Here is a 22320-nt window from a genome sequence, read left to right as displayed (position 1 = left end):
TGGGCGGCGTCCTGATTGCAATCCGCTGCAACCTTTATTGCGTTCGTCATATCGCCCTACATTCATGACCCGGGTTACACGAGGTCGCGGGCGACAACGAAGTTGCAGCGTCGTCGTAATCGGAGGCGGGCCCAGCAACAGCGGCCCCAACGCAGAAACAGAGGAGAGCAATGGCGCTGACCAAAAGTGCACTATTGAGCGCGTATCGGAAGATGGCCGAGATCCGGGCGTTCGAAGACCGTTTGCACGAAGAGAACGCCACGGGCGACATCCCGGGGTTCATCCACCTGTACTCGGGGCAGGAAGCCATTGCCGTCGGTGTATGCGAGAACCTCGAGGACACCGATTACATCGGGTCGACCCACCGCGGGCACGGTCACTGCATCGCCAAGGGCTGTGACCTCCACGGGATGATGGCAGAGATTTTCGGTAAGGACGACGGGCTCTGCCACGGCAAGGGCGGGTCGATGCACATCGCCGACCTGTCGGTGGGCATGCTCGGAGCGAACGCCATCGTCGGCGGTGCCCCGTCTCTCGCGATCGGAGCCGCGCTGAGCGCCAAGACCCTCGGCAATGGTGGCGTCGCAGCGTCGTTCACCGGAGACGGCGGTTCCAATCAGGGCACCGTGTTCGAGGCCATGAACATGGCCGTGGTTCTCGACCTCCCGATCGTGTTCGTGATCGAGAACAACGGATTCGGCGAGGCCACCGGACGCGACTACGCCGTGGGCGCCCCGAGTATCGCGGACCGGGCGTCGTCGTTCGGCATGCCGGCGGCCACGGTCGACGGCACCGACTTCTTCGCCGTGTACGAGGCGACGCGGGAGGCCGTCGAGCGAGCTCGCAGCGGTGGGGGCCCATCCACGATCGAGGCCGTCGCGCACCGCTGGCACGGTCACTTCGAGGGCGATGCGCAGCTCTATCGCACGGCGGACCAGGTGGCCGAGATCCGGCAGACCAAGGACCCGCTGCTCAATTTCCGCAACCACGACGACAGCAAGAAGGTCTCCGGAAAGGAACTCGACGCGATCGAGGCCGATGCCCGAGCGCGGGTCGACGACGCCGTCGCGAAAGCGCGCGCCGCGAGCTACCCCCCGGTGGAAAACCTTCTGACCGACGTCTACGTGTCGTACTGAGAGTGAGAACAGAGATGACCACGTCGAAAACGACGTATCGCGAAGCAATCAAGGCCGCACTCGCCCAGGAGATGGAGCGCGACGCGACTGTAGTGCAGATCGGTGAGGATCTGCGCGGTGGCCAGGCGGGTACCAACCCGGAACTCGAATCCGGGAAAGTCGAAGCGTTCGGTGGTGTGCTCGGTGTGACGAAAGGGTTGTGGACGGAATTCGGTTCCGAGCGTGTCATCGACACCCCGATCACCGAGTCCGCGATCATCGGTATGGCCGCGGGTGCCGCGCTCACCGGACTTCGCCCGGTCGCGGAGTTGATGTTCATGGACTTCTTCGGAGTCTGCTACGACGCCCTCTACAACCAGGCCGCCAAATTCCGCTACATGTTCGGCGGCAAGGCACGCACCCCAATGGTGGTGCGCGGCATGATCGGTGCCGGATTCTCCGCAGCCGCCCAGCACTCCCAGTCCCCGTACAACGTGTTCGCCGCCGTCCCCGGTCTGAAAGTCGTCGCACCCTCCAATGCGTACGACGCGAAAGGCCTTCTCATCCAGTCGATCCGCGACGACGACCCGGTCGTGTTCTGCGAACACAAGACCCTGTACGACCTCAAGGGTGAGGTGCCGGACGCCCCGTACACGATCCCGTTCGGCGTCGCCAACTACACCCGTGAAGGCACCGACGTCACGGTCGTCGCGCTCTCGGCCATGGTCAATGCCGCCAATGCCGCCGCCGACAAACTCGCCACCGAAGGCATCTCCGTCGAGGTCGTCGACCCCCGCACCGTCTCACCGCTGGACGAGGAGGGCATCCTCGAATCGGTCGCTTCAACCGGCCGGGTGGTCATCGTCGACGAATCCGCGGCACGATGCGGATTCGGGCACGACGTCGCCGCATTGATCGCCACGCAGGCGTTCGGCTCGTTGAAGGCCCCCATCGAGTTGGTCACCCCGCCGCACACGCCGGTGCCGTTCTCTCCCGTGCTCGAGCAGGCGTGGCTGCCGAACGCGGCCCGTATCGAGGCAGCCATCCGCAAGGTCGTGAGTGCCTGACATGAGTGACATCAAACTGATCGAAGTTCCCAAATGGGGCCTGTCCATGGACGAGGGCACCGTGACGGAGTGGCTGATCGAGGAGGGAACCTCCTTCGCCAAGGGCGACCTGCTCTGCGAGATCGAGACCAGCAAGATCACCAACGAATTGGAGGCGCCATTCGACGGCGTGCTGAGGCGGGTGGTCGCCAAGCCGGGTGAGACGTTGCCGGTCGGTGCGGTGCTGGCGGTATCGGCAGAGGCCGCCGTGTCCGATGCGGAAATCGAGAAAGTCCTGACCAGTATCGGGGCAGATCAGGTACCGGCGCCCGCCGAGTCCGAGCGGTCCCCGGGCGGGCAGCCCACACCCGCCGAGCCGGATGTCAAGCGCACCCCGTCCGCACCCGCGGCACAGGAATCTGCGCCGGCTGCCGGCACGAACACCGGAGCAACTGCAGGCGGGACGACGACCGTTCCGCAGTCGCTGCGGGGTCGGACCGAGGATGACGTGTTCGCCACCCCGCACGCGCACAGGTTGGCAGACGAGCTGACGATAAACCTGGGACTCGTCGCAGGTAGTGGTCGAGAAGGCCGGATCTCCGTCCAGGACGTTCAGGACGCGATCCGTGCGGCGGGCGGAACCGTCGCGCAAGCACCCACTCCGGCGCGTTCGGGTGTGCCCGGCCGCTCCACCCAGGACGACAGCACGATCGACGCCACACCGGTGGCTCGGCGCCTGGCGAGAACCCTCGGCATCAATCTGCACGATTGCCGGGCAACCGGATCCCGCGGCCGGGTCTGTGAAGCGGACATCCGGGAAGCTGAGCGGAAGTTCCGGTTGCTGCCGGATCCGGTAACCACACCCCTCGCCGGCGAGCGCACCGCGCATGCTGCACCGGAATACGAGACGATTCCGTTCACCGCGATGCGCAAGGCGATCGGTCGGCGACTGCAGGAATCGAAGCGCAACGCCCCGCACTTCCGACTCACCGCCGACCTGCAGATCGACAACCTCCTCGCACTGCGCACACAGATCAACGCGACCGTTCCCGCGGTCAAGTTGTCGGTCAACGACTTCGTCGTCAAAGCGTGCGCGGCGGCGCTGCGCAAGGTGCCCGATGTCAACGTGCAGTTCGACGAAGCGGCGCAGTCGGTGCTGCGGTACGCGAGCGCGGATATCTCGGTGGCCGTCGCCCTCCCGTCGGGCCTGATCACGCCGATCGTCCGGGGCGCAGAGAGCAAGACACTCGCGGAAATCTCCGGGGAAGTGCACTCTTTGGTGACGAAGGCCAAGGCCGGGAAGCTGAGCCCCGACGAGTTCCAGGGCGGAACGTTCACCGTCTCCAACCTCGGGATGTTCGGTGTGCGCGAATTCGACGCGATCATCAACCCGCCGCAGGGCGCCATTCTCGCGGTCGGTGCCGGACAGCAGCGCCCGGTCGTCGTCGATGGTCAGGTGGTGACCCGCACAATGCTCACCGTCACCCTGTCCTGCGACCACCGGGTGATCGACGGCGCTCTCGGCGCGACGTTCCTGCAGGAGCTGCAGCGCATTGTCGAGTCGCCGGCATTGATGCTGGTCTAGGGAGCAACGATGACTGACAAATACGACGTCCTGGTAATCGGTAGCGGTCCCGGCGGCTACGTCGCCGCCATCCGCGCCGCTCAACACGGACTCCGCACCGCGGTGATCGAACGGGACCGGCTCGGCGGCATCTGCCTCAACTGGGGGTGCATTCCCACCAAGGCCCTGCTTCACGGCGCCGACGTCGCACACACCCTGGCGAACCTGCGGCCGCTCGGTTTCACCGCTAGCGGAATCGAATTCGACATCACGCAGCTCGTCGAGTTCAGCCGTGGGGTGTCGGGCCGGTTGTCCGACGGCATCGGCTACCTGATGAAGAAGAACGGCGTCGACGTCATCACCGGCACCGCCAAGCTGATCGACAAGGGCGTCGTCGGCGTCAGTTCCGGGAAGGACGAGTCGGTGCCGGCCACCGAGTACCGGGCCGATCACATCATCCTGGCGACCGGTGCGCGCCCGCGGTCGATTCCCGGAGTGACCCCAGACGGCGAACGGGTCTGGACCTACTTCGATGCCCTCGTCCCGACGGAACTCCCGAAGTCGTTGCTGGTCATCGGATCCGGTGCCATCGGTGTCGAGTTCGCGAGCCTCTACCGGGACCTCGGCAGCGAGGTGACCATTGTCGAAGTGGCACCGCAGATCATGCCCGTCGAGGACGCCGCCGTCGCCGCACACGTGCGACGGCAGTTCGAAAAGCGAGGTATCACGATTCGCACCGGCGCCTCGGTGTCCGACCTGACGGTCGGCACGGATTCGGTCGCGGTAACTGTGACGTCGACAGACGGCACGGTGGAAGAAGTTACCGTCGACCGGGTTCTCGTCGCCGCCGGAATCCAGGGGAACGTCGAAGACCTCGGGCTGGAGGACATCGGAGTCGAGGTGGACCGGAGCTTCGTCACCACCGACCAGTGGTGCCGCACCACCGCTTTCGGGGTCTACGCGATCGGTGATGTCGCGGGCGGTCCGTGTCTGGCGCACAAGGCCAGCCACGAAGGTGTGCTGTGTGTCGACAAGCTGGCGGGTGCCGAGCACGTGATCCCGTTGGACAAGGACTACGTGCCGGGCTGCACGTACGCGCGGCCGCAGGTGGCCAGCCTCGGGCTCACCGAGGACCAGGCGCGCGGCACCGGTCGTCGCCTGCAGATCGGGCAGTTCGATCTGCAGGCGTCCGGTAAGGCGCTCGCTATCGGCGAGGCCGACGGGTTCGTCAAGACGATTTTCGACGCCGACAGCGGCGAGCTCATCGGCGCTCACATGGTCGGTCCTGATGTCACCGAACAGATCCAGGGCTTCGGCATCGCCCGATCGCTGGAGGCCACCGGTGACGACCTCGCGGAAGTGATCTTCGCGCACCCGACGCTGTCCGAGGCCATGCACGAATCGGTACTGGCTGCGCTGGGTCGCCCGATCAACATGTAGCAAACCCGCCGAACCGCGGTTGCCCCGCGGTTCGGTGGGAACCACCACCCAGGAATCGACACGTGACTGCCACACCACGAACTCCGACCGACACCGCGCAGGCCCCGCCCGGCCGCAAACTCCTTCGACTGGAAATCCGAAATGCGGAGACCCCGATCGAACGCAAGCCGAACTGGATCAAGACGAGAGCGAAGATGGGCCCGGAATACTCCGAGCTCAAGAGCCTCGTCAAGCGCGAGGGCCTGCACACCGTCTGCGAAGAAGCCGGCTGCCCCAACATCTACGAATGCTGGGAAGACCGCGAGGCCACCTTCCTGATCGGCGGCGAGCAGTGCACCCGGCGCTGCGACTTCTGCCAGATCGACACCGGCAAACCCGACGACCTCGACCGTGACGAACCCCGCCGTGTCGCCGAGTCCGTGCAGGCCATGGGCCTGCGCTACTCGACCATCACCGGTGTCGCCCGCGACGACCTCCCCGACGGCGGCGCCTGGCTCTACGCCGAAACGGTGCGCCTGATCCACCAGCTCAACCCCGGCACCGGCGTCGAACTGCTGATCCCGGATTTCAACGCCAAATCCGAGCAACTCGCCGAGGTGTTCTCCACCCGCCCCGAGGTCCTCGCCCACAACGTCGAAACCGTGCCCCGCATCTTCAAGCGCATCCGCCCCGCCTTCCGCTACCAGCGCAGCCTCGACGTGATCACCGCCGCCCGCGAAGACGGACTCGTCACCAAGTCCAACCTGATCCTCGGAATGGGTGAAACCCCCGACGAGGTCACCCAGGCGTTGCACGACCTGCACGACGCCGGCTGCGACATCATCACCATCACCCAATACCTGCGTCCCTCGCCGCGGCATCACCCCGTCGAGCGGTGGGTCAAGCCCGAGGAATTCGTGGCGCACTCCACCACCGCCGAAGAGATCGGCTTCGCCGGCGTCATGGCCGGACCACTGGTCCGCTCCTCCTACCGGGCCGGCCGACTCTACGCACAGGCGATGGCCCACCACCGCCGCGAAATTGCGGACCGACTCCTTCATCTCGCAGCCAACCACACCACCCGTCAGGAGCCTCACCCATGAGTAACCGTTCCATCATCGAAGACTCGCGGATCCTCGAGTTCGCCCGCCGCTGGCTGCCTTACGGGGGTGGGAACACCGGTGATCTCCTCGTCGAATTCGGTATGACACCCGCCGGCTACATCGCCAGACTCGGAGAAATTCTCGACGGTCCCGCCGGCTGGCACCTCGACCCCCAACTTCGCGCGGACCTACGCAGCTTCGTCGACACACGTATCCAGGCCGTGCACACCACAGCTCAGCCGAACATCCGAACCTGAACATTATCTGCGAACCGATACGGCTGAGCAATCAATATCGGGCCCAGGCTTTTTCGGAGACGAGAGATCTCGGCGCGGACGGCGATGACGTGGTCACGGTCGCCGAACAGCGCCTCGCTCATCGCGGCGGCGTCAGTACCGCCGGGCCCTGCGTCCGCGAGGACACGCAGAATCTGAGCATGTCTCGGTGACAAGGCCCGGGTCCAGTTCACATCTCCGCGCACCGTCGCGCGGGGCGACGCACCGAGGTCGAGCTCGAGGTCGATGTCTGCCCGATCCTCTCGGCGACGTACCAACCACCCCGCCCCGAGCGGCTCCGGCACGCACCATCCCAGACCCGGCACGAGTAGGGGCTTTTCGGCGCACGGAGGCGCCAACCGTTCAGGTACAGCGATTCCGCCGGCTTCCACAACCCAGCCGTGCCGGTCCACGACGAGTGCGGGTCCACCGGCAGCGGCGAGCACCGGCGCCGCTTGCGCACGGAGCTTGTCGAGTTGGACGGTGTGCTCCCGCCACAACGTCGACTCGGCCAAGCGCACCGCAGTCCGCACGAGCGCCATGGTGGCCGGATGGACCGACATCGCCGACCCGCTGATATCGACCACGCCGAGCACCTCACCCGTCCGCGGATCGTGGACCGGCGACCCGGTACACGACCAACCGGAGTGCGACCGCGCATAGTGCTCGGCCGAAAATAATTGCACCGGAGCCCCTTCGACCAGTGCGGTGCCGACGGAATTGGTACCGACCAAGTCCTCGGACCAGCGTGCACCCTCCATGAAGCCGAGCGCATCGGCGGCCTTGCGCACGGCGCGGGAACCGTCTCGCCACAGCACCACCCCATCGGTGTCCGCGATCACCACGATGAACTTCGCATCGTCGGCCACCTCGGTCAACGTGCTGCGGAGCTCCGGAAGAACCGAACGGAGGGCAGTTCGGGTACGGCGAGATTCGAGTTCGGAGCAGTCCGCGAATACGACATCTTCACACCGGGCGGGGCTGACACCCTCGGCCTGAAGTCGCGACCACGACCGGGCGACGACCTCACGCGGAGGCATGGGCGGCTTCTGCCCGGACAGTACCGCGTCGTGCACCTCGCTCAACACTTGTGCGTGCCGGGAGAGATTCACACCCGAACCGACAGCCAGGAGCCGTTCAGGCGTCGAACTGGTTGCACTCACGACACCGAGCTTACCGTCGTGTTGTGAGCCGGGACACGGGCGGTCGGAGCTCACGTCAATGTCACGATTCGGGGAGGCCATGCCTTGAAATCGGCGTCACACCCGCCGATTCCAGTTCGGTGAGGATCGCCTCGTCCGCGCTTACCCTGCCTCCCCGGCGATACGTTCGAGCAGTGGGCGGGTTCGGTAGGGAATGGCGTCGCGCATCGCGACCGACACCGTCGTACGTTCGATTCCTGGGACGGCAAGAATGAGGCCAGCTACCCGGTACAGATCATCGGCATCGACGGCGACTACACCGATGTGGAGGTCCGCCGCCCCGGAGATGCCGACGACCTCGGTGACCTCCGCTATGTCTCTCAGATGGTCGATGACCTCCTCGAGACGATGCTGATCGACCACCGCAGTGACGAAGGCCTGCAAGGGATAGCCGAGATCCCGGGGCGCCACGCACCGGTCGACCGGCGCCAGTACCTTCTGCTCGTCCCACCGAGACATCCGCGCCTGCACAGTGTTACGCGCCATGCCCAACAGAGACGCCAACTGCACGCCGGTCGCGCGAGGGACGTCGCAGAGCGCAAGGAGCAGGCGGGCGTCGGTCCGATCGAGTCTCGTCATGTAGCGGAGTATGCCACCAGGCGACTCAACCATGCTGCGCATACTGCTTGATTTTTGTCAGCAATCTTGCGCAAACGGCTCATCGCACCACGGTGGTGCACCGACACAACGGCACTGAATCCCACCGTTGCCGCCACGGCTCGGGCCGTGATGGCACCGACCACAGCGACGCGACCTGTTTCTGCCGACGCTGATCGGCGACCATTGGTGGTGCCGCGGTCGGGCAGAGGTGAGCAAACCTCGGCCACTCAGCCGGTCGCCGGGCCAGGCCGCGCGAATGCGCGTCTCTTACGGTGTCCGAGGACCTCGCGCGGGACTCGACTGCGAGCGCGGGTGCGACGAACAGCGGGATCACCGCCCAGGATGGGTACAGATGCCACGACAGCGTCTTCGCCCCCGCTGATGCTCCGTGCCGGTTCTCCGTCCGGGTCTTGCCTGGTCCCGGTGTCCCGATCGTGGTGGATCGCAACGGGCCATGTCAGTTCCGGGCCTCCCGTAGCCAAGAAATCAACACTGAATTACACTGTTAGTGAGCGTTAGGGGATTATTTGTGGCTGCCGCAGACGATCGTCAGGCCCGCGTTGCCGCAGAGCAGTACGCCGCCGGCGCGCTGTCGTTCGAGGACGCCTTGACCCGCACCATCGGACACCCGATCGACAGAGCAACGGTCGCCACGGCTCTTGGCTACCTCGCGTCCCTGGGTGCCCTGCAACCGCAAGGCGCGCTCTCGCGTCACGACGCCGACCTACTCGACGAAGCCGGCTTCACCGACGACGGCGAACAAGCCAGCTTCGCCGTCGCGCTGGGACGGGCACAGACCATGAGCGACCTGCGTCGCACCGCGCTCACCGCCGCCGAGGTCGCCGACCTGCTGAAGGTGAAGGCGCCCCGGGTCCGCCAACTCACCTCGATCGAACACAAACTCTGGGCCCTCGACGACGTCGATCGACGAGGACGCCTATACCCGAAGGTGCAATTTACCGACACCGGAATGGTGCCGTATCTCGACCGGATCCTGCCCCAACTCCCCGCCGATCTGCACCCCCTCACCGTCAGCGCGGTGCTGACCCTGCCCCGCGTTGACCTCACCGTCGACGGTCACCCCGCATCGGTCGTCGAGTTCCTCACCTCCGCCGCGGCAGAGCACGACCTGCCTACCGTCCTCGAGATCGTCGAACGCGCGACGAGCCTCGGCTAGTGGCCACGACCACCCCGCCCTCGATCGCGGACATGCGCGATCAGGGGATACGCGACGACGAACTGGTCACCATCGCGGCCACCACCCGCCGTCTCTGGCGCCTCCACCCCACCCACGGCGCGCACGTGTTGCCGTGGCACGGTTTCCGCACACACGGGCCACTGCTGCGCTTCGACCATCACCCACGGCCGCGAGCCGACCACCTCGTGTACGGAATCTGGTACGGAGCCAGTAGCCCGAACGGCGCCCTCGCCGAGGTCTTCCAGGAAACCCGAGTGATCGACCGATTCCATGGCACCCCGTATCTCTCAGCACTGACCCTCGACCGCCCACTCACCCTGCTCGATCTCGGAGAGTTCTCCGGCGGCACCTGGCCGACCCGGCTCGGATGCAATCACTCCCTCGACTCCGGCCCGCACTCCCAATCCCAGGCGTGGGCCAGGACGATCCACCGCGCCTACCCGTACGTCGACGGGATCGCGTACCGCGGCAGATTCGCCGGTGAGCTGTGCGCGGCGCTGTTCGAGCGCGCCGCGGACGCCTTCCCCACCAACCCAGCGCTCTCACTGCCACTGTCCCACGTTGGACTCGCACGCCGTATCGACAGCGCGGCAGTGGAATTGGGATACCAAGTGGTCTGACGGTCGCGCACGGGGATCTCCAGCTACAGCTTGGCCCACTGTTCGGCGTCCGGGCTGGTGCCCAGGCGCACCATCGCAGACTTGTCGATGAGCCATGGAGCCACTCATGACCAGGCGCCGCGCATGACCTCGTCGTCGTTCAGGTCGGGGAAGTTTTGGGAGAACCGCACCAGGTCGGCGGTCGACACCGGGGTGACGGTGCGACGCGCCTCTTGAACGTCGGGCATGACAGCCTCCTCGATACCACGCGATATCTTCACGGTCCTCGACGAGTGCGCAACCGCCAGCAATCAACCCCAGCTCGGCCAACGCCAGCGTGACACCGCGCACGAACAGTGACGATGCAACTCCTCGTCCGCGGGGATTGCACGATGCTCCAGCACCCGCTGGACGCTTACAACGCGGCGGTCGACGTCACCCGTTCGGGTAGAAGAGTGCACCAGGCGCCCGGCGTGCGCTGGGCTTGGTGAGGACGCGCTGGAGTACCGTGCGGCCGCCGATTGCGCTGGCCAACAGGCCCAGTAGCAGTGCCACGTTAGTCATACCGCCATCCTCTCCGGTGCGGTGTGATCACCCCGGAGTGGTCGGGGCTCGGAGCGTTCACCGGCGAACATCGCCTCGATACGCAACTTGATTTCCTCTGTACTGATCGACCCCGCCCGGCGGGACGAGCGTGCGGGGGTCGTTGATCCTGAAACGGTAAGGCTCACGAATGTAGGTGTCCTGTCGATGCGATGTTGATGGTGGAAGAAAGGTCAGATCATTACCGATGCGGCGGCGACGCAGGCAAGCGTCGCGACTGCTGCGACACCAGCCAGAAGCACGGACCCGGTCACTACCACGGCGGGTGCCGCTGCTGCTGCCGCTGCCCCGAGCGCTATCGAAGCGCCCGAGCGCACCAGTGAGGTCGTCGACTCGTCAGGAAGCGGGGTGTGGTGGGTGGTGTGCACGCCGGGGTCCTTTCCGGATCGGGTCGACTGCAATGACGTGGAAGTAGACGTTTTCCGCGGTCACGGTTAAGTGTGCGCTGGATCACAATCGGTCATGGCGTTAGTTGTACATCATCAAAATGACGAATGCCACTTGTGATCGAGCCCAACAGAGCCGAGCGCCCTCGACCGGCACAACTGGACATCGGTTCACGTCGCGTGGCCGGGCGTGACGATGCCGTGGTCAAATGCGTAGACGATGGCAGCGGCGCGGTCACGAAGATCGAGTTTGACGAAGATGTGCCCGATGTGGCTCTTCACGGTTACTCCCGAGATGCCCAGCGCGCGGCCGATCTCACTGTTGCTGTATCCCCGGCCGATGAGCGCGAGCACATCGAGTTCCCGCGCCGTCAGCTCGTCGACGCTGCGACCCGCGCCGTTGGGCGGCTGGGCGGCGGTGCGATAGGTGGTCAGCACCCGGCCGGTCACCGCCGGATCGAGGCAGGATCCTCCCTCCGCGACCGTTCGTACGGCACGAATCAATTCCTCGGCGGGTGAATCCTTGAGAAGGAAACCGGCGGCGCCTGCGCGCAGTGAGCCGGACAGCAGTTCGTCGTCGTCGAAGGTGGTGAGAACCAATACCGGCGGGGGTCGATCACCGGCCTGGAGCTCACGGGTGGCCGTAATCCCGTCTACTCCCTTCATGCGCAGGTCCATCAGCACGACGTCGGGAGCGTGGCGAGCCACGGCGTCGGGCACTTCCGAGCCGTCGGCGCATTCGGCAACGATGACGAAACCGTCCTTGCGTCGCAGGATCCGCCGGAGCCCCGAGCGCACCAATTCTTGGTCGTCGACGAGCAACACCTTGATCTCGGGGGCGGTCACGACTGCTCCGGGGTACGACGCCGGAGCGACAGCGGGCAGGAGTCGGTGGGGAGGGGAATCTCGGCGCGCACCGACCACCCCTGATCATCCGGGCCGGCCTGCAACGTGCCACCGAGGAGTTCGGCGCGCTCGCGCATTCCACGCACCCCCGAACCACTCGAGTCCATGGGTAACGCCGCGGGAGCAGCGGTCGGATTGCGCACCACCAGCGTGATCGACTCCGGCGCGATCGAAAGTGTCACCTCGGCGCCGGCGCCCGGCGCATGTTTGATGATGTTGGCCAGGGACTCCTGCGATATCCGATAGAGACCGAGACCGGTCGCGCTGCTCACCGCGCCCGGGTCCCCTCGCATCTCGAGAGAAACCTCGAATCCTGCGCGGCGGAAGTCGTCGATCAGATTCGGGATGTCACCGATGGCGGGTTCGGGCCGGGTTCCGGCCGGTTTCACCTCGAGCAGCCCGACCGTGCGCCGGATGTCTGCCATTGCCTGACGGCCCAGCCGCTCGGCGTCGGCGAGGGCCTCCACCGCGTCGTCGACGTCGCGATCCTCTTCGAGGGCGCGGCGGGCCCCAGTGAGATGGAGCATGGTGATACTCAACGAGTGGGCCACCACGTCGTGAATTTCCCGGGCGATGCGTTGGCGTTCGCGAGTGGCGGCCTGCTCGGTCTGGATGACATGGGATGCGCGCTCCTGGTGAAGGAGGCGAAGCTGGGTCTGCAGCAGGTGTCCGATGATCCACCCCACCGCGACACCGGCGATGTACCAGGGCACGTCACCCAGCCGGTCGGCGAAGGCGAATCCGGACAGCACCGCGACGGCACCCGCCGCGGTGGCAAGGCTGACGGCCAGCTTCGCCGTGGCCGCGACTTCGCCGACCATGAACACGAGAATGAACGGGGCCACGTCGAACTGACCGATCACTTGTTGCACCAACAGCAGTGCCGTCGCTGCGGTGACCACGACCGCCAGGAGAGGCCGCGGAATCATGGATCCAGGTCTCACCAGATCTCCTGCCAAGGATGTTCCCGCGGCCACCAGCGCGACCGGCAACGCCCATCCGGGGGGCACGAACGCATCTCGCTGCGCGACGGCGACACCGGCCACGGCAACGATGGCGACATGCCCGAAGATCGGGACACCGGGCGGGTAGTCGTACTCACTCATCGTCATGCGGCGGCGGAAGTACTCCATGACCTGCACTTCACCAGCATAGCCGGGCGAGGTTCCCCGGAACATCGTTCCGAGAGCGGAGCCGTTTCTCCGCCCGTAGTAGGAGAAGTAATCGCGACCCTGGCACGGCGAAATCGCCTCCACGGCCCCGTAGCGTTTCCCGCATCACAAGATTCGACGGAGGTGGCGAAATGTCCTGGAGGAATTTCCACGAACGGCGGGCGGTGCTGGAGGATGTGCTGTCGGTAGCACAGTTCGACGTGCACGCAGCCCTGGAGGCCAGCGAAAGTCCAGATGGGCTACGGCTTTTCGGGTGCGCGGACAACCTCCTCCTTGCATTGCAGCATCGATGGAGCAATCACCTCGCCGCGAAACTCGATCAGGCTCTCGAGGACGGCACTCCGCTGGAGGACGAGTGGTTCCACTTGGCCGCCGAACAACCGGCGCTTCGCGCGCTCCTCGACGCGGGTGCCGCCGTGTCCCCGTCACTGCGTTTCGCTCAACGAGGCGAACAGCGGATGATCGACGCCCACTCGACGGGCCGTCTCGCCGGTCCGCTTACAACTCGACACCGGGTGCCTGCGCCCTGCTAGCCCGGACGTCGGCTGTGTAACGCATCGGTGTCGGATTCCGACGTGCCTGGTAACGCATTGTCATTGGTCGGGGCCGGACCGAATGAGGTTGACCATGAAACATGGCGTAACGACACGTGCGGCACACCGACGCCGGATGGCGTCGGGGCTGCTGGCGCCTGGCGTGCTGGGACTTGCCGCGCTGCTTGCCGCCCCCTGGTCGAACCCCGGGGCGCCGACGACGACGGCCACCGCCCTGACTGCTGCAGCCTCGACCGCCTGTTACGACATGGTGAGCATCGCAGTTGCCGGGCGCAACGACGCGCCGCACGCGGGCACGCACCAGATGCTGGTGGCACCCGACGGCACGCCGCTCCCGGCGGCGCTGTCCAGCGAGTACAGCAGCGACTGGGTCGATCCGGTGGTCAACGCACCCGGTCAGGCCGTCGGCGAGGGTTCCTACGCCGCCGTCTACATCGACTATCCGGCGAACATGTCGTCGTATGAGGACGCGGTGAATGTCGGTGTCGACAACACCGAAACCGTGATGCGCACGATCGCCGCCTCCTGCCCGGACACGAAGTTCGCCATCGTCGGCTACAGCGAGGGCGCCGATGTGGCGCGCCGGGTCGCGATGGAAGTCGGCAACCAGGAAGTCGGCGAGGACGGCTACGACATCGTCGACCCGGCATCCGTGGTCGGCGTGGTGATCCTGGCGGATGCCGGACGTGAAGTCGGCGGGGGCCCCTTCCCCGGCGCCGAGAACGAATTCCGCAACCCCGACGGATTCGATCTCGCCTACCAGTCCGGTGGCAACAGCGCTCCGGGGCGGGGCGCCCTCCCGGGCACATCCGGCGGATTCGGCGCACTGGACGGCAAAGTGGCGTCCTTCTGCTCGGAAGGAGACCTGACCTGCTCCGCGCCGGACAACATCGCCCTGCTGCAGCTCGCCGTCAACGTGGGCAGACAACTGAACGTCGATGCCCTCGAGCGCGAAGGGCTGACCGTCGCGACAGCACAGGACATGGCGACGGTTCTCGGACAGATCGCACTGGCAGCGTTCGCCGACATCCAGTCGCAGGAGAACTGGATGCAGTCGGACGAGACGTTCCTCGACGTTCTCATCAAGGTGTCGGACCCCGCCTACAAGCCCGGTACCCCAGTGGCACAGTCGAATACACCCGCCGGACCGCTCTCGCCGAACCAGTCAATCGATCTGGTCTACCTGCCTGCCAAGGTTCGCAACGAGATCATCGGATTCATCGCGGACAACGAGAACACCGTCGCCGTAGTGATGAGCGATCCCTATCAGCAGACCCTCGGTCCGGGAACAGGTCATCACTTCGACTATTGGCGCGACGCCGACCCCGCGGGCGGAAAGCCGTTGACCTCTTCGCAATACGCCGCCGCCTGGCTGACTCATCTGGCCCGGGAAGCAGAGAAGGGACAGCCGGCCACCACCGCCGCGTCCGCGACCGCTCTCGTCGCATCGTCCGCCTCGTCCGCCTCGACAGCGGACCCCAGCGACACCGCGTCGACTACCTCGATGACATCCACCGCGACGAAAGAGCTTCTGTCTTCGACTGATTCGTCCACCGTGCCGACGACGACATCATCGACCGTCCCCACCGCCGCTCCCCTGGCACCCACGGCGGCAGTGGTCACGCCCGACACGTCGGCCGCGTTCTCGGAGGAGCCGTCACCGTCCGCGGCGGTGGCAGCCACCGACACCCCGTCCACCCAGCAAGAGGTCTCGACGACGGTAGAGGTGGCCGAACCGGAAACGACGACGATCCCGACCACCACGACCGTCCCACCGTCGCCGGTGCAGTAGAGAAACTACCGCTCAGCGCCGGGCGAGAGCGCGGTCGGCGAGGGCACCGACGACGGGAGCGAGGTTCTGGGCGTGCCCGAGCGTCAAATGGTTGTCGTCGCGGTACACCAGGTCGTTGCCGACGATCACCGGACAGCGGTCGGGGGTGCAGAAGAGTGAGGTGAGGTCGGCGTACTGACCCCCGCCGGCCGCGGTCGCCGCCGCCTCGGCCGCGATACCGGCGGAGTTCACCGCGGCACCGTGCGGCGGCGAGCAGGCCGTGGCGTCGTCGAGATGGCCGGACAGACAGGTCGGCACGGTGGACCGCGGATCCGGGATCGGGCCGAGAACCAGAACGGCCGCGCCGGTGGACCGCAATTGCGCCACCATGCGGGTCACGCCGTCGATCCAGGCCTGGTCGTAGGTGGTGAATCCGAAGTCGCCGCCGTACCGCCGGGACATGCTCACCACAATCAGTTGTGGACGCTCGGCCTGCAACCGGGCGGTCACCTCGCCGCGCCACTGCTCGCACTCGGAGTACGCCCGGCCGAGATAGGGACTGGTGATGGGCAGCTCCATCAAGGGACAGGTGACCTTGCCCATCGTCGTGAGCCGCCAGTGTCGCTGCTCGGCGATCGGCTCGAACGCCGGATGCCACATCGCGGCATGCGAGTCGCCGACGAGGGCCACCGTGGTGGCCGAAGCAGGATCACCCGACACGCAGTCCTCCAGACCGACCTCGAGCCAGGAGCGCACACAGCCATTGTTGAAAACCGCCGGCTTGTCGGCCGGGGCGTCGGCGAGCGACGGGGTCAGATTGGACGGGACGGCGCGCAGCTCGGCCGAGTGCGCGACCGCGGCCGCCACCTGTGCGGTCACTTGCTGCACCGCCGCGTCGTGCGGGTCGACGGTGGGGACCGCCGTGACCTCCGGCGCGGTGACCGTGAGCGCCTCGGCCGCAGCACCCTGGCCCACCGGCATAGGTCGCAATATCAGCAGTACGAGCGCCGCGCAGACGGCGAGCGCGGTGACGGCGCCGCCGAGAGCCAGGCTGCGCGTGTCCGACCGACGCAGTGGAGCAGCGAACCGTGCGGGGTTCTCGATGAGTCGCAGCGTGAGGACGGCGAGGCCGCCGGACAGCGCGACCGCCGCGAGCCGGTCGAAGAGGCTCAGGGAATGGCCGAGCAGGGGCGGCAAGAGCAGCAGCACGGGCCAGTGCCAGAGGTACCAGGAGTACGACACTCGGCCTATCGCCCGCATCGGGGCAAGCGAGAGTCCGCGGCCGGCGCCCAGTCGGGGTTCGGCGCAGCCGGCGCCGATCACCAGCACCGTGCCGAGCACGGGCAGCAGTGCGGCGGTCCCGGGGTAGGGCGTCGTCTCGTCCAGCGCGAAACAGCCCAGAAGAATCAGGACCAGTCCCGCCCACCCGGCGACGGCAGCGGGAAGCGCCGGCAACCGGCGCCACAACGGGACGGACAACGCGACCAGCCCGCCGGCGGCCAGTTCCCACGCCCGCGAGGGCAGGGAGAAGTACGCCCACGGCGGCAGCGTGCTCGTCCAGGCCATCGAAATCGCGAACGACACGGCCGTCACGAGTGCGAGACCGAACAGAAACGGCCACACGGAGGGTGCAGCCTCGCCGTCGGCACGCCTTCGCGCGCGCCGGACCAGCCAGACCGTGCCGATGATCAGCGCAGGCCACAGCAGATAGAACTGTTCTTCCACGCCGAGTGACCAATAATGCTGAAACGGCGACGGAGGTGTATCGGCGGACAGGTAGTCGGTGCCCTGCAGGGCGAGCCGGTAGTTGCCGACGTAGAGCGCGCTGGCTATCCCGTCACCCAGAACGGCCCGGGCCTGCAGCGGGGGCAGGAGCATGGCCGCCCCGACCGCGGTGACCACCAGCACGGTGACACCGGCGGGCAGCAGCCGCCTGGCCCGCGCCGCGTAGAACCGGGCGAGCCGCACATTCCCGGTGGCGGTCACGTCCCGCCACAGCAGCCCGGTGATGAGGAAGCCGGACACGACGAAGAACACGTCGACGCCCACGAATCCGCCGTCGAGGCCGGGAACGCCCGCGTGGAACAACACGACTGCCAGCACTGCGACGGCCCGCAAGCCCTCGATGTCGGTGCGGAACCCGGCGCCGGGTGCTCGCCGATTGTCTGGACGCTCCGGCGCTCCACGATCGGGGCGATGACGACCGGCTCCGCGCCGCCGTTCCGGAGTCTCGACGATATTCACTCGACCATCGGTCCTCTCCCGAAGCCAGCCCCGGATTCGTGTGGCACCCGTCATATTGCCAACGATGCGGCAGGGTACCCGACAGCCACGCCGCGTCAGCCTGCAGCATGTCCGCACTCGACGTCACCGAGTGGGCGATCTTCCCGATCGTGATCCAGGTCATTGTGATCTTGGACCTGCTCGAGTAACCCTGTGCCCTTCGATATCGACTGCGAAAACGAAGGTGATCCGATGAGCGGCCATTCCGAACTGTCATTCGCGCTCGATCTCACGCTCGACGAAGCACGACGGCGTACCGCTGTGCTCGAGGCGATCGGGGACGACTGGGACCCTGTCGCCGTCCTCGCTGAAGAGGAACGCGCCTACGACCTGCTGTATTCGGGTCTCGACGCCGAGCAGCAGCGCATCTACGACGAACTCGTGGCGGCGGGTGTGCTCCCGGATCGGACGGTAGGCCGCGTCACCGAGTGATCCGTCTTATTCCTCCGTCGCTGCAGTAGGTCGCGACTACTGCGCGCGGCCGTCGTACCTCTCACGAGCCGTGGTCACGTCGTCCATGTTGTGTTCCGCCCACTGTTTGACCGCTCTGAGGATCGGCAGTAGCGACCTGCCGAGTTCGGTGAGCTCGTAGTCGACGCGGACGGGCACCGCCGCAGTCACTTCGCGTGCGACGAGACCGTCCCGTTCGAGCGCTCGAAGCGTCTGGGTCAGCATTTTCTGACTGACCCCGGCGAGTTCGCGCGCCAGTTCGGAGTACCTTCGCGAACCCTGACCCAGCGCGACGAGAATGAGCGACACCCACTTGTCGCTGATGCGGTCGAGGAGCTGACGACTCGGGCAGTTCGCCAGATACACGTCATATTTTCGCTTTGCCGCATGTCGCGCTTGTCCTGCGGTTGTCGTCGCCATCGGGCGCCCCTTTTGCTTCGTTACGCACTTTCAGGTGCCTACTTCCCAACGGAGAGTAGTCAGGCGATTCTGAACCGGCAACAGCGACTACCGAAGGGGAGCACCATGCGAGCAATCGTGACAACCGGGGCCGAGGACGTGAAGACCATTGAGGTGGCAGTGCCGGAGGCGGGACCCGGGGAAGTCCGAATCGAACTCCGCGCGGCGGCGGTCAATCCGGTGGACTCTCAGACCAGGCAAGGCATCTATCACCGGCTCGGATGGATTGATCAGCCCGACGGCGCGGGCCTGGGCTGGGATGCGGCCGGGATCGTGGACGCGCTGGGTGATGGCGTGGTGGGACCCGCCGTCGGCACGAGGGTCGTCGCCCTGCACGACCGGTTGGATGCGCCGCTCCGCGCCTTCGCGGACTATGTCGTCGTTCCGGCCACTGCGGTGGCCCGCGTTCCGGAGGGCCTGAATTTCGCCGGGGCGGCAACGCTGCCCCTCAACCTGTCGACCGCAGATCAGGCACTCGATCTCCTCGGTGACCCCGCGGGCAGAACGCTGCTGGTGACCGGCGCGGCCGGTGGAGTGGGCGGGTTCGCCGTCCCGCTCGCGGTCGAGAGGGGATGGACGGTCAGCGCACTCGGCCGCCCCACCGACACCGACTTTCTGCGGTCCGCGGGCGCGGTACAGGTTCTCGGCGAGATCCCGCCGAGACGGTTCGACGCCGTGTTCGATACCGCGGTACTCGGAGACGCGGCGGTTTCCGCGGTGGTCGGCGGCGGAACCTATGTGGGCGTCGTGCGGCCGGCAAAGCCCGGGGCCGTGCGCGGCGTCGACGTTCAGGCCGTGATGGTCCACCACGACGGAGTCAGGCTCGAGAAACTGCTCAGCTCTGTCGCACGCACGGGAAGCGAGAGTGCCCCGCTCGCGGTACGGATCGCCGGAACTTATCCGCTCGAGAAGGCGAATGAGGCGTTGGCGGCCCTCGATGCGGGCGGCTCGCGTGGACGCTGGGTGCTCACCTTCGAACGCTGATACCCGAACCCCCTTCACATCGCCAATGATGGAGTGGGGCCGATGATGGACTGCGACATCTCGTCGAGAGGAGGCAATCATGACCGTTTCGATGGAGTCGTTCCTCGACGAGCTCGCCGACATCGTCGGTGCGTCCCACGTGCTCACCGATCCCGGCGTGGTTGCCGGATATGTCACCGACTGGACCGGGCACTGGCAGGGGCACACCACCGCCGTGGTCCGGCCCGCCGACACCGGGCAGGTTTCGGCGGTTCTCGCCCTCTGCTCCCGCGCCGGCGTCGCCGTGGTTCCGCAAGGCGGCAACACCGGTCTGGTCGGTGGGTCGATCCCGATGGACGGAGAAGTGGTGCTCAGTACCACCCGGCTTTCCGTCATCGAACACGTCGACCCGATCGGCCGCACCATTGCCGCGGGAGCGGGTGTGACCATTGCCCGCGCCCGCGACGCGGCCCGCGAACACGGAGTGGAGCTCGGTGTGGACCTTGCCTCCCGCGAATCGGCAACCCTCGGCGGGATCGTCGCCACCAATGCCGGGGGCATCCGGGTCATCAAGAACGGCGACACCAGGTCTCAGCTGCTCGGCATCGAGGCGGTGCTGTCCGACGGGCGCGTTCTGACCCGTTGGAAAGAGCTGACGAAAGACAACGTGGGGTACGCCCTGCCCGGCCTTCTCGCCGGCTCCGAGGGCACACTCGCCGTCATCACTCGCGTCCTGATGCGACTCGTACTACCCCCGAGCGGAACTCGGGTCGCCTTCGTCGCAGTCGGGTCGGTAGGTGACGCACTGCTGGTGGTGGATCGCCTCGAGCGCGCCGGGCTGACGCTCGACGCCGCGGAGCTGATGACGAGGTCGGGTATCGACCTGGTCTGCCAACATCAGCAACTCCGGCGGCCACTTTCGGCCGACGCACCGTTCTGTGTCCTGGTGGAGGTGTCCGGTCGCGAGGATGCGGAGACCACACTCCTCGAGGTTCTCGACGACAGCCATGAATTCGTGCTCGACGCCGTCGTGGAGGAAGGACCGGCGCACAGGCTGTGGCAATACCGGGAGAGCCACACCGAGTCGGTGGGTGCCGCTTCGTCCACGCCACCCGTGAAGTTGGACATTTCGACGCCGCTGCGCGACATCGAGGCCTTTCTGAACGAGCTGACCACCGGCCTCGATCGACGCTTCCCCGGAGTCCGGGCGATCTGTTTCGGGCACGTGGCCGACGGCAACATCCACGTCAACCTTCTCGACACCGCGCCGGAACAGCGGGACACTCTGTCCGACTTCGTTTTTCATCTCGTCACCGACCACAACGGGAGCATCAGCGCCGAACACGGTGTCGGGCGGGCCAAGGCCCCCTGGATGACACTCGGACGAAGTGCGGTCGACCTCGACGTCATGCGGTCGATACGAGGAGCGCTGGACCCCGCCGGGATCCTGAACCCCCACATCCTTCCCGCACGCAGGCCGTGAGATCGAACAACTACAGACCTTCCTGGCCCTCGGCGAGATCGTCGAGGACGGCCGAAAGCCGGCGCATCGCTGCGAGCGCATCACGTAACCTGCCGGGTCCCATGGCCTCGGCCAGGCGAGCGGCGAAGGCAGCATGCGCGGGGTCGATGCCGGTCACCGCTGCACGTCCCGCCGGCGTGGGAGTAATGAGCTTGGCTCGTCGATGAGCGGGATTCGGTTGATACCCGGCGAGTCCACGATCGACGAGCAGGTCGGCGATCCTCTGCACGCTCTGGCGCGTGATGCCCATTTCCCGTGCGACCCCGGCAACCGTCAGCGGCTGGTTCAGTACCGCGCCGAGAACCTGCCACCACGCGGCCGTCAGCCCCGCCGGGCGTGCCAATTCCTCGGCCACAGCGAGAAACTGACCGTTCAGCCGGAACGTTGCGAGGGCTGCCCCGCTGAGCAGTTCCTGTTCGGGCCGCTCACTCATACGGCCATGAGTTCATAGAATCCGGCCGGATCGCGGTGGCCGTAGAGCTTGAACCAGGACGTGAGAACGCTGGGCTCGAATACATCCAGCCGACCGAGGACTTCACGTGCGAACTCTACCGGCGCAGTGGCACTGGCGGTAATGAGATCGCGGTCCGTGACGGCCGGCTCATCACGGTAGAGACTTCCACCGGCGTATCCGACTCCCTCGAGGAATTCGGCGGCGTTGCTGGTGTGCTCGCGATCGTCGAGCAACCCGGCGAGCGCGAGACCCCCTGTCGCACCGCAGATCGCCGCCACCGGAACCCCGGCGGCGAGGAATTCGCGCGCTTTTTCGGCGAAGGGCGCGAACTGCTCGGTGGGCCAGATGTCGTTGCCCGCCAGAATCAGCATCGCACTGTCCTGCGGCCGAACCTTGTCCAACGTGGTGTCCGGGACTACGCGCATGCCGCCCATCGTGGTGATCGGATCCAGGGTGGACCCGACCGTACTGACGGCGTAGCGACCGGGCTGCTTGTGCCAGGTGGGCTTGTTGATGTGGGCGATCGCATGACCAACCTCCCAGTCGGCGAAGGTGTCGTATACGGCGACGTGCACTGTTTCAGTCATGACAGAATACTGTCATTATGACAGCATTCTGTCAATGGTGGTGATCGACTGCGGCTCCGCGGGCCGATAATCACTGGCTTCGGTTTGAG

Annotated in this window: 24 protein-coding genes; 13 read left to right on the top strand and 11 right to left on the bottom strand. The window is 66.3% G+C overall.

Annotated elements, in window-relative coordinates; genetic code table 11:
* The first annotated feature begins 170 nt into the window (after positions 1-170).
* The 6 genes from ACH49N_RS11045 (at position 171) to ACH49N_RS11020 (ending at position 6504) form a co-directional block, all read left to right on the top strand.
* On the top strand, positions 171-1136 hold the full coding sequence (locus tag ACH49N_RS11045) for a thiamine pyrophosphate-dependent dehydrogenase E1 component subunit alpha (RefSeq protein ID WP_358272444.1): 966 nt from the start codon (positions 171-173) through the stop codon (positions 1134-1136).
* Between the two features lie 14 nt (positions 1137-1150).
* Positions 1151-2182, top strand: a complete 1032-nt coding sequence (locus tag ACH49N_RS11040; protein WP_358272445.1) for an alpha-ketoacid dehydrogenase subunit beta — start codon at positions 1151-1153, stop codon at positions 2180-2182.
* Position 2183: 1 nt separating this feature from the next.
* Positions 2184-3746, top strand: coding sequence for a 2-oxo acid dehydrogenase subunit E2 (locus ACH49N_RS11035; protein ID WP_358272447.1), 1563 nt, complete (start codon positions 2184-2186; stop codon positions 3744-3746).
* A 9-nt stretch (positions 3747-3755) separates the two neighbouring features.
* Complete coding sequence (gene lpdA, locus ACH49N_RS11030) at positions 3756-5165, top strand: dihydrolipoyl dehydrogenase (protein ID WP_358272449.1); 1410 nt, start codon at positions 3756-3758, stop codon at positions 5163-5165.
* Between the two features lie 62 nt (positions 5166-5227).
* The gene (gene lipA / locus ACH49N_RS11025; protein WP_358272451.1) at positions 5228-6247 is read left to right on the top strand and encodes a lipoyl synthase; all 1020 of its coding nucleotides are present in this window, start codon (positions 5228-5230) and stop codon (positions 6245-6247) included.
* Complete coding sequence (locus tag ACH49N_RS11020; protein WP_358272452.1) at positions 6244-6504, top strand: DUF3263 domain-containing protein; 261 nt, start codon at positions 6244-6246, stop codon at positions 6502-6504. Before lipA ends, ACH49N_RS11020 begins: the two co-directional genes overlap by 4 nt.
* Here the strand turns inward: ACH49N_RS11020 and ACH49N_RS11015 are convergent.
* Positions 6483-7598 (bottom strand): GAF domain-containing protein, encoded by a 1116-nt coding sequence (locus tag ACH49N_RS11015; RefSeq protein WP_397504540.1) that lies wholly within the window; start codon positions 7596-7598, stop codon positions 6483-6485. The genes ACH49N_RS11020 and ACH49N_RS11015 overlap by 22 nt on opposite strands.
* Positions 7599-7826: 228 nt before the next feature.
* Entirely contained in the window at positions 7827-8303 is a 477-nt protein-coding gene (locus tag ACH49N_RS11010) for an Lrp/AsnC family transcriptional regulator (protein WP_159922986.1), read from the bottom strand.
* Positions 8304-8853: 550 nt separating this feature from the next.
* Here ACH49N_RS11010 and ACH49N_RS11005 point away from each other — a divergent pair.
* Both ACH49N_RS11005 and ACH49N_RS11000 read left to right on the top strand, forming a co-directional pair.
* The gene (locus ACH49N_RS11005; RefSeq protein ID WP_358272456.1) at positions 8854-9501 is read left to right on the top strand and encodes a hypothetical protein; all 648 of its coding nucleotides are present in this window, start codon (positions 8854-8856) and stop codon (positions 9499-9501) included.
* Positions 9501-10142, top strand: a complete 642-nt coding sequence (locus tag ACH49N_RS11000; protein ID WP_358272458.1) for an RES family NAD+ phosphorylase — start codon at positions 9501-9503, stop codon at positions 10140-10142. Before ACH49N_RS11005 ends, ACH49N_RS11000 begins: the two co-directional genes overlap by 1 nt.
* Positions 10143-10246: 104 nt before the next feature.
* Here the strand turns inward: ACH49N_RS11000 and ACH49N_RS10995 are convergent, their stop codons facing one another.
* From ACH49N_RS10995 to ACH49N_RS10975, 5 genes are all read right to left on the bottom strand, one after another.
* A complete protein-coding gene (locus tag ACH49N_RS10995) occupies positions 10247-10369 on the bottom strand; it encodes a hypothetical protein (RefSeq protein ID WP_358272460.1) in 123 nt (40 codons plus the stop codon).
* A gap of 187 nt (positions 10370-10556) precedes the next feature.
* Positions 10557-10685, bottom strand: a complete 129-nt coding sequence (locus ACH49N_RS10990; protein ID WP_280123267.1) for a hypothetical protein — start codon at positions 10683-10685, stop codon at positions 10557-10559.
* Between the two features lie 212 nt (positions 10686-10897).
* Positions 10898-11092 (bottom strand): hypothetical protein, encoded by a 195-nt coding sequence (locus ACH49N_RS10985; protein ID WP_358272462.1) that lies wholly within the window; start codon positions 11090-11092, stop codon positions 10898-10900.
* A 189-nt stretch (positions 11093-11281) separates the two neighbouring features.
* A complete protein-coding gene (locus ACH49N_RS10980) occupies positions 11282-11956 on the bottom strand; it encodes a response regulator transcription factor (RefSeq protein WP_236603180.1) in 675 nt (224 codons plus the stop codon).
* Entirely contained in the window at positions 11953-13149 is a 1197-nt protein-coding gene (locus ACH49N_RS10975; RefSeq protein ID WP_358272663.1) for a histidine kinase, read from the bottom strand. Before ACH49N_RS10975 ends, ACH49N_RS10980 begins: the two co-directional genes overlap by 4 nt.
* A gap of 170 nt (positions 13150-13319) precedes the next feature.
* Between ACH49N_RS10975 and ACH49N_RS10970 the strand changes: the two genes are divergently transcribed.
* Positions 13320-13721 carry a hypothetical protein gene (locus ACH49N_RS10970; protein WP_358272464.1) on the top strand — a complete coding sequence of 134 codons (402 nt, stop codon included), beginning with the start codon at positions 13320-13322 and terminating at the stop codon, positions 13719-13721.
* Positions 13722-13815: 94 nt separating this feature from the next.
* Positions 13816-15534 carry a cutinase family protein gene (locus ACH49N_RS10965; RefSeq protein WP_358272466.1) on the top strand — a complete coding sequence of 573 codons (1719 nt, stop codon included), beginning with the start codon at positions 13816-13818 and terminating at the stop codon, positions 15532-15534.
* A gap of 12 nt (positions 15535-15546) precedes the next feature.
* On the opposite strand, the gene ACH49N_RS10960 is transcribed toward ACH49N_RS10965, so the two are convergent.
* A complete protein-coding gene (locus ACH49N_RS10960; RefSeq protein WP_358272468.1) occupies positions 15547-17757 on the bottom strand; it encodes an acyltransferase family protein in 2211 nt (736 codons plus the stop codon).
* A gap of 231 nt (positions 17758-17988) precedes the next feature.
* Between ACH49N_RS10960 and ACH49N_RS10955 the strand changes: the two genes are divergently transcribed.
* Positions 17989-18228, top strand: coding sequence for a DUF6400 family protein (locus ACH49N_RS10955; protein ID WP_159922972.1), 240 nt, complete (start codon positions 17989-17991; stop codon positions 18226-18228).
* A gap of 36 nt (positions 18229-18264) precedes the next feature.
* Here ACH49N_RS10955 and ACH49N_RS10950 read toward each other — a convergent pair whose 3' ends face one another.
* Positions 18265-18666 carry a helix-turn-helix domain-containing protein gene (locus tag ACH49N_RS10950; protein ID WP_358272470.1) on the bottom strand — a complete coding sequence of 134 codons (402 nt, stop codon included), beginning with the start codon at positions 18664-18666 and terminating at the stop codon, positions 18265-18267.
* 105 nt (positions 18667-18771) lie between these two features.
* Between ACH49N_RS10950 and ACH49N_RS10945 the strand changes: the two genes are divergently transcribed.
* Together ACH49N_RS10945 and ACH49N_RS10940 are read left to right on the top strand one after the other, a co-directional pair.
* Entirely contained in the window at positions 18772-19689 is a 918-nt protein-coding gene (locus ACH49N_RS10945) for an alcohol dehydrogenase catalytic domain-containing protein (protein ID WP_358272472.1), read from the top strand.
* Positions 19690-19768: 79 nt separating this feature from the next.
* On the top strand, positions 19769-21151 hold the full coding sequence (locus ACH49N_RS10940) for an FAD-binding oxidoreductase (protein WP_358272473.1): 1383 nt from the start codon (positions 19769-19771) through the stop codon (positions 21149-21151).
* Between the two features lie 10 nt (positions 21152-21161).
* On the opposite strand, the gene ACH49N_RS10935 is transcribed toward ACH49N_RS10940, so the two are convergent.
* Both ACH49N_RS10935 and ACH49N_RS10930 read right to left on the bottom strand, forming a co-directional pair.
* Complete coding sequence (locus ACH49N_RS10935) at positions 21162-21623, bottom strand: helix-turn-helix domain-containing protein (protein WP_358272475.1); 462 nt, start codon at positions 21621-21623, stop codon at positions 21162-21164.
* On the bottom strand, positions 21620-22231 hold the full coding sequence (locus ACH49N_RS10930; protein WP_358272477.1) for a type 1 glutamine amidotransferase family protein: 612 nt from the start codon (positions 22229-22231) through the stop codon (positions 21620-21622). Before ACH49N_RS10930 ends, ACH49N_RS10935 begins: the two co-directional genes overlap by 4 nt.
* Between the last annotated feature and the right edge of the window lie 89 nt (positions 22232-22320).

The organism is Rhodococcus sp. NPDC019647 (genome assembly GCF_044389235.1).
Taxonomy (GTDB): Bacteria; Actinomycetota; Actinomycetes; order Mycobacteriales; family Mycobacteriaceae; genus Rhodococcus_F; species Rhodococcus_F oxybenzonivorans.
This window is presented reverse-complemented; position numbering and strand designations above follow the sequence as displayed.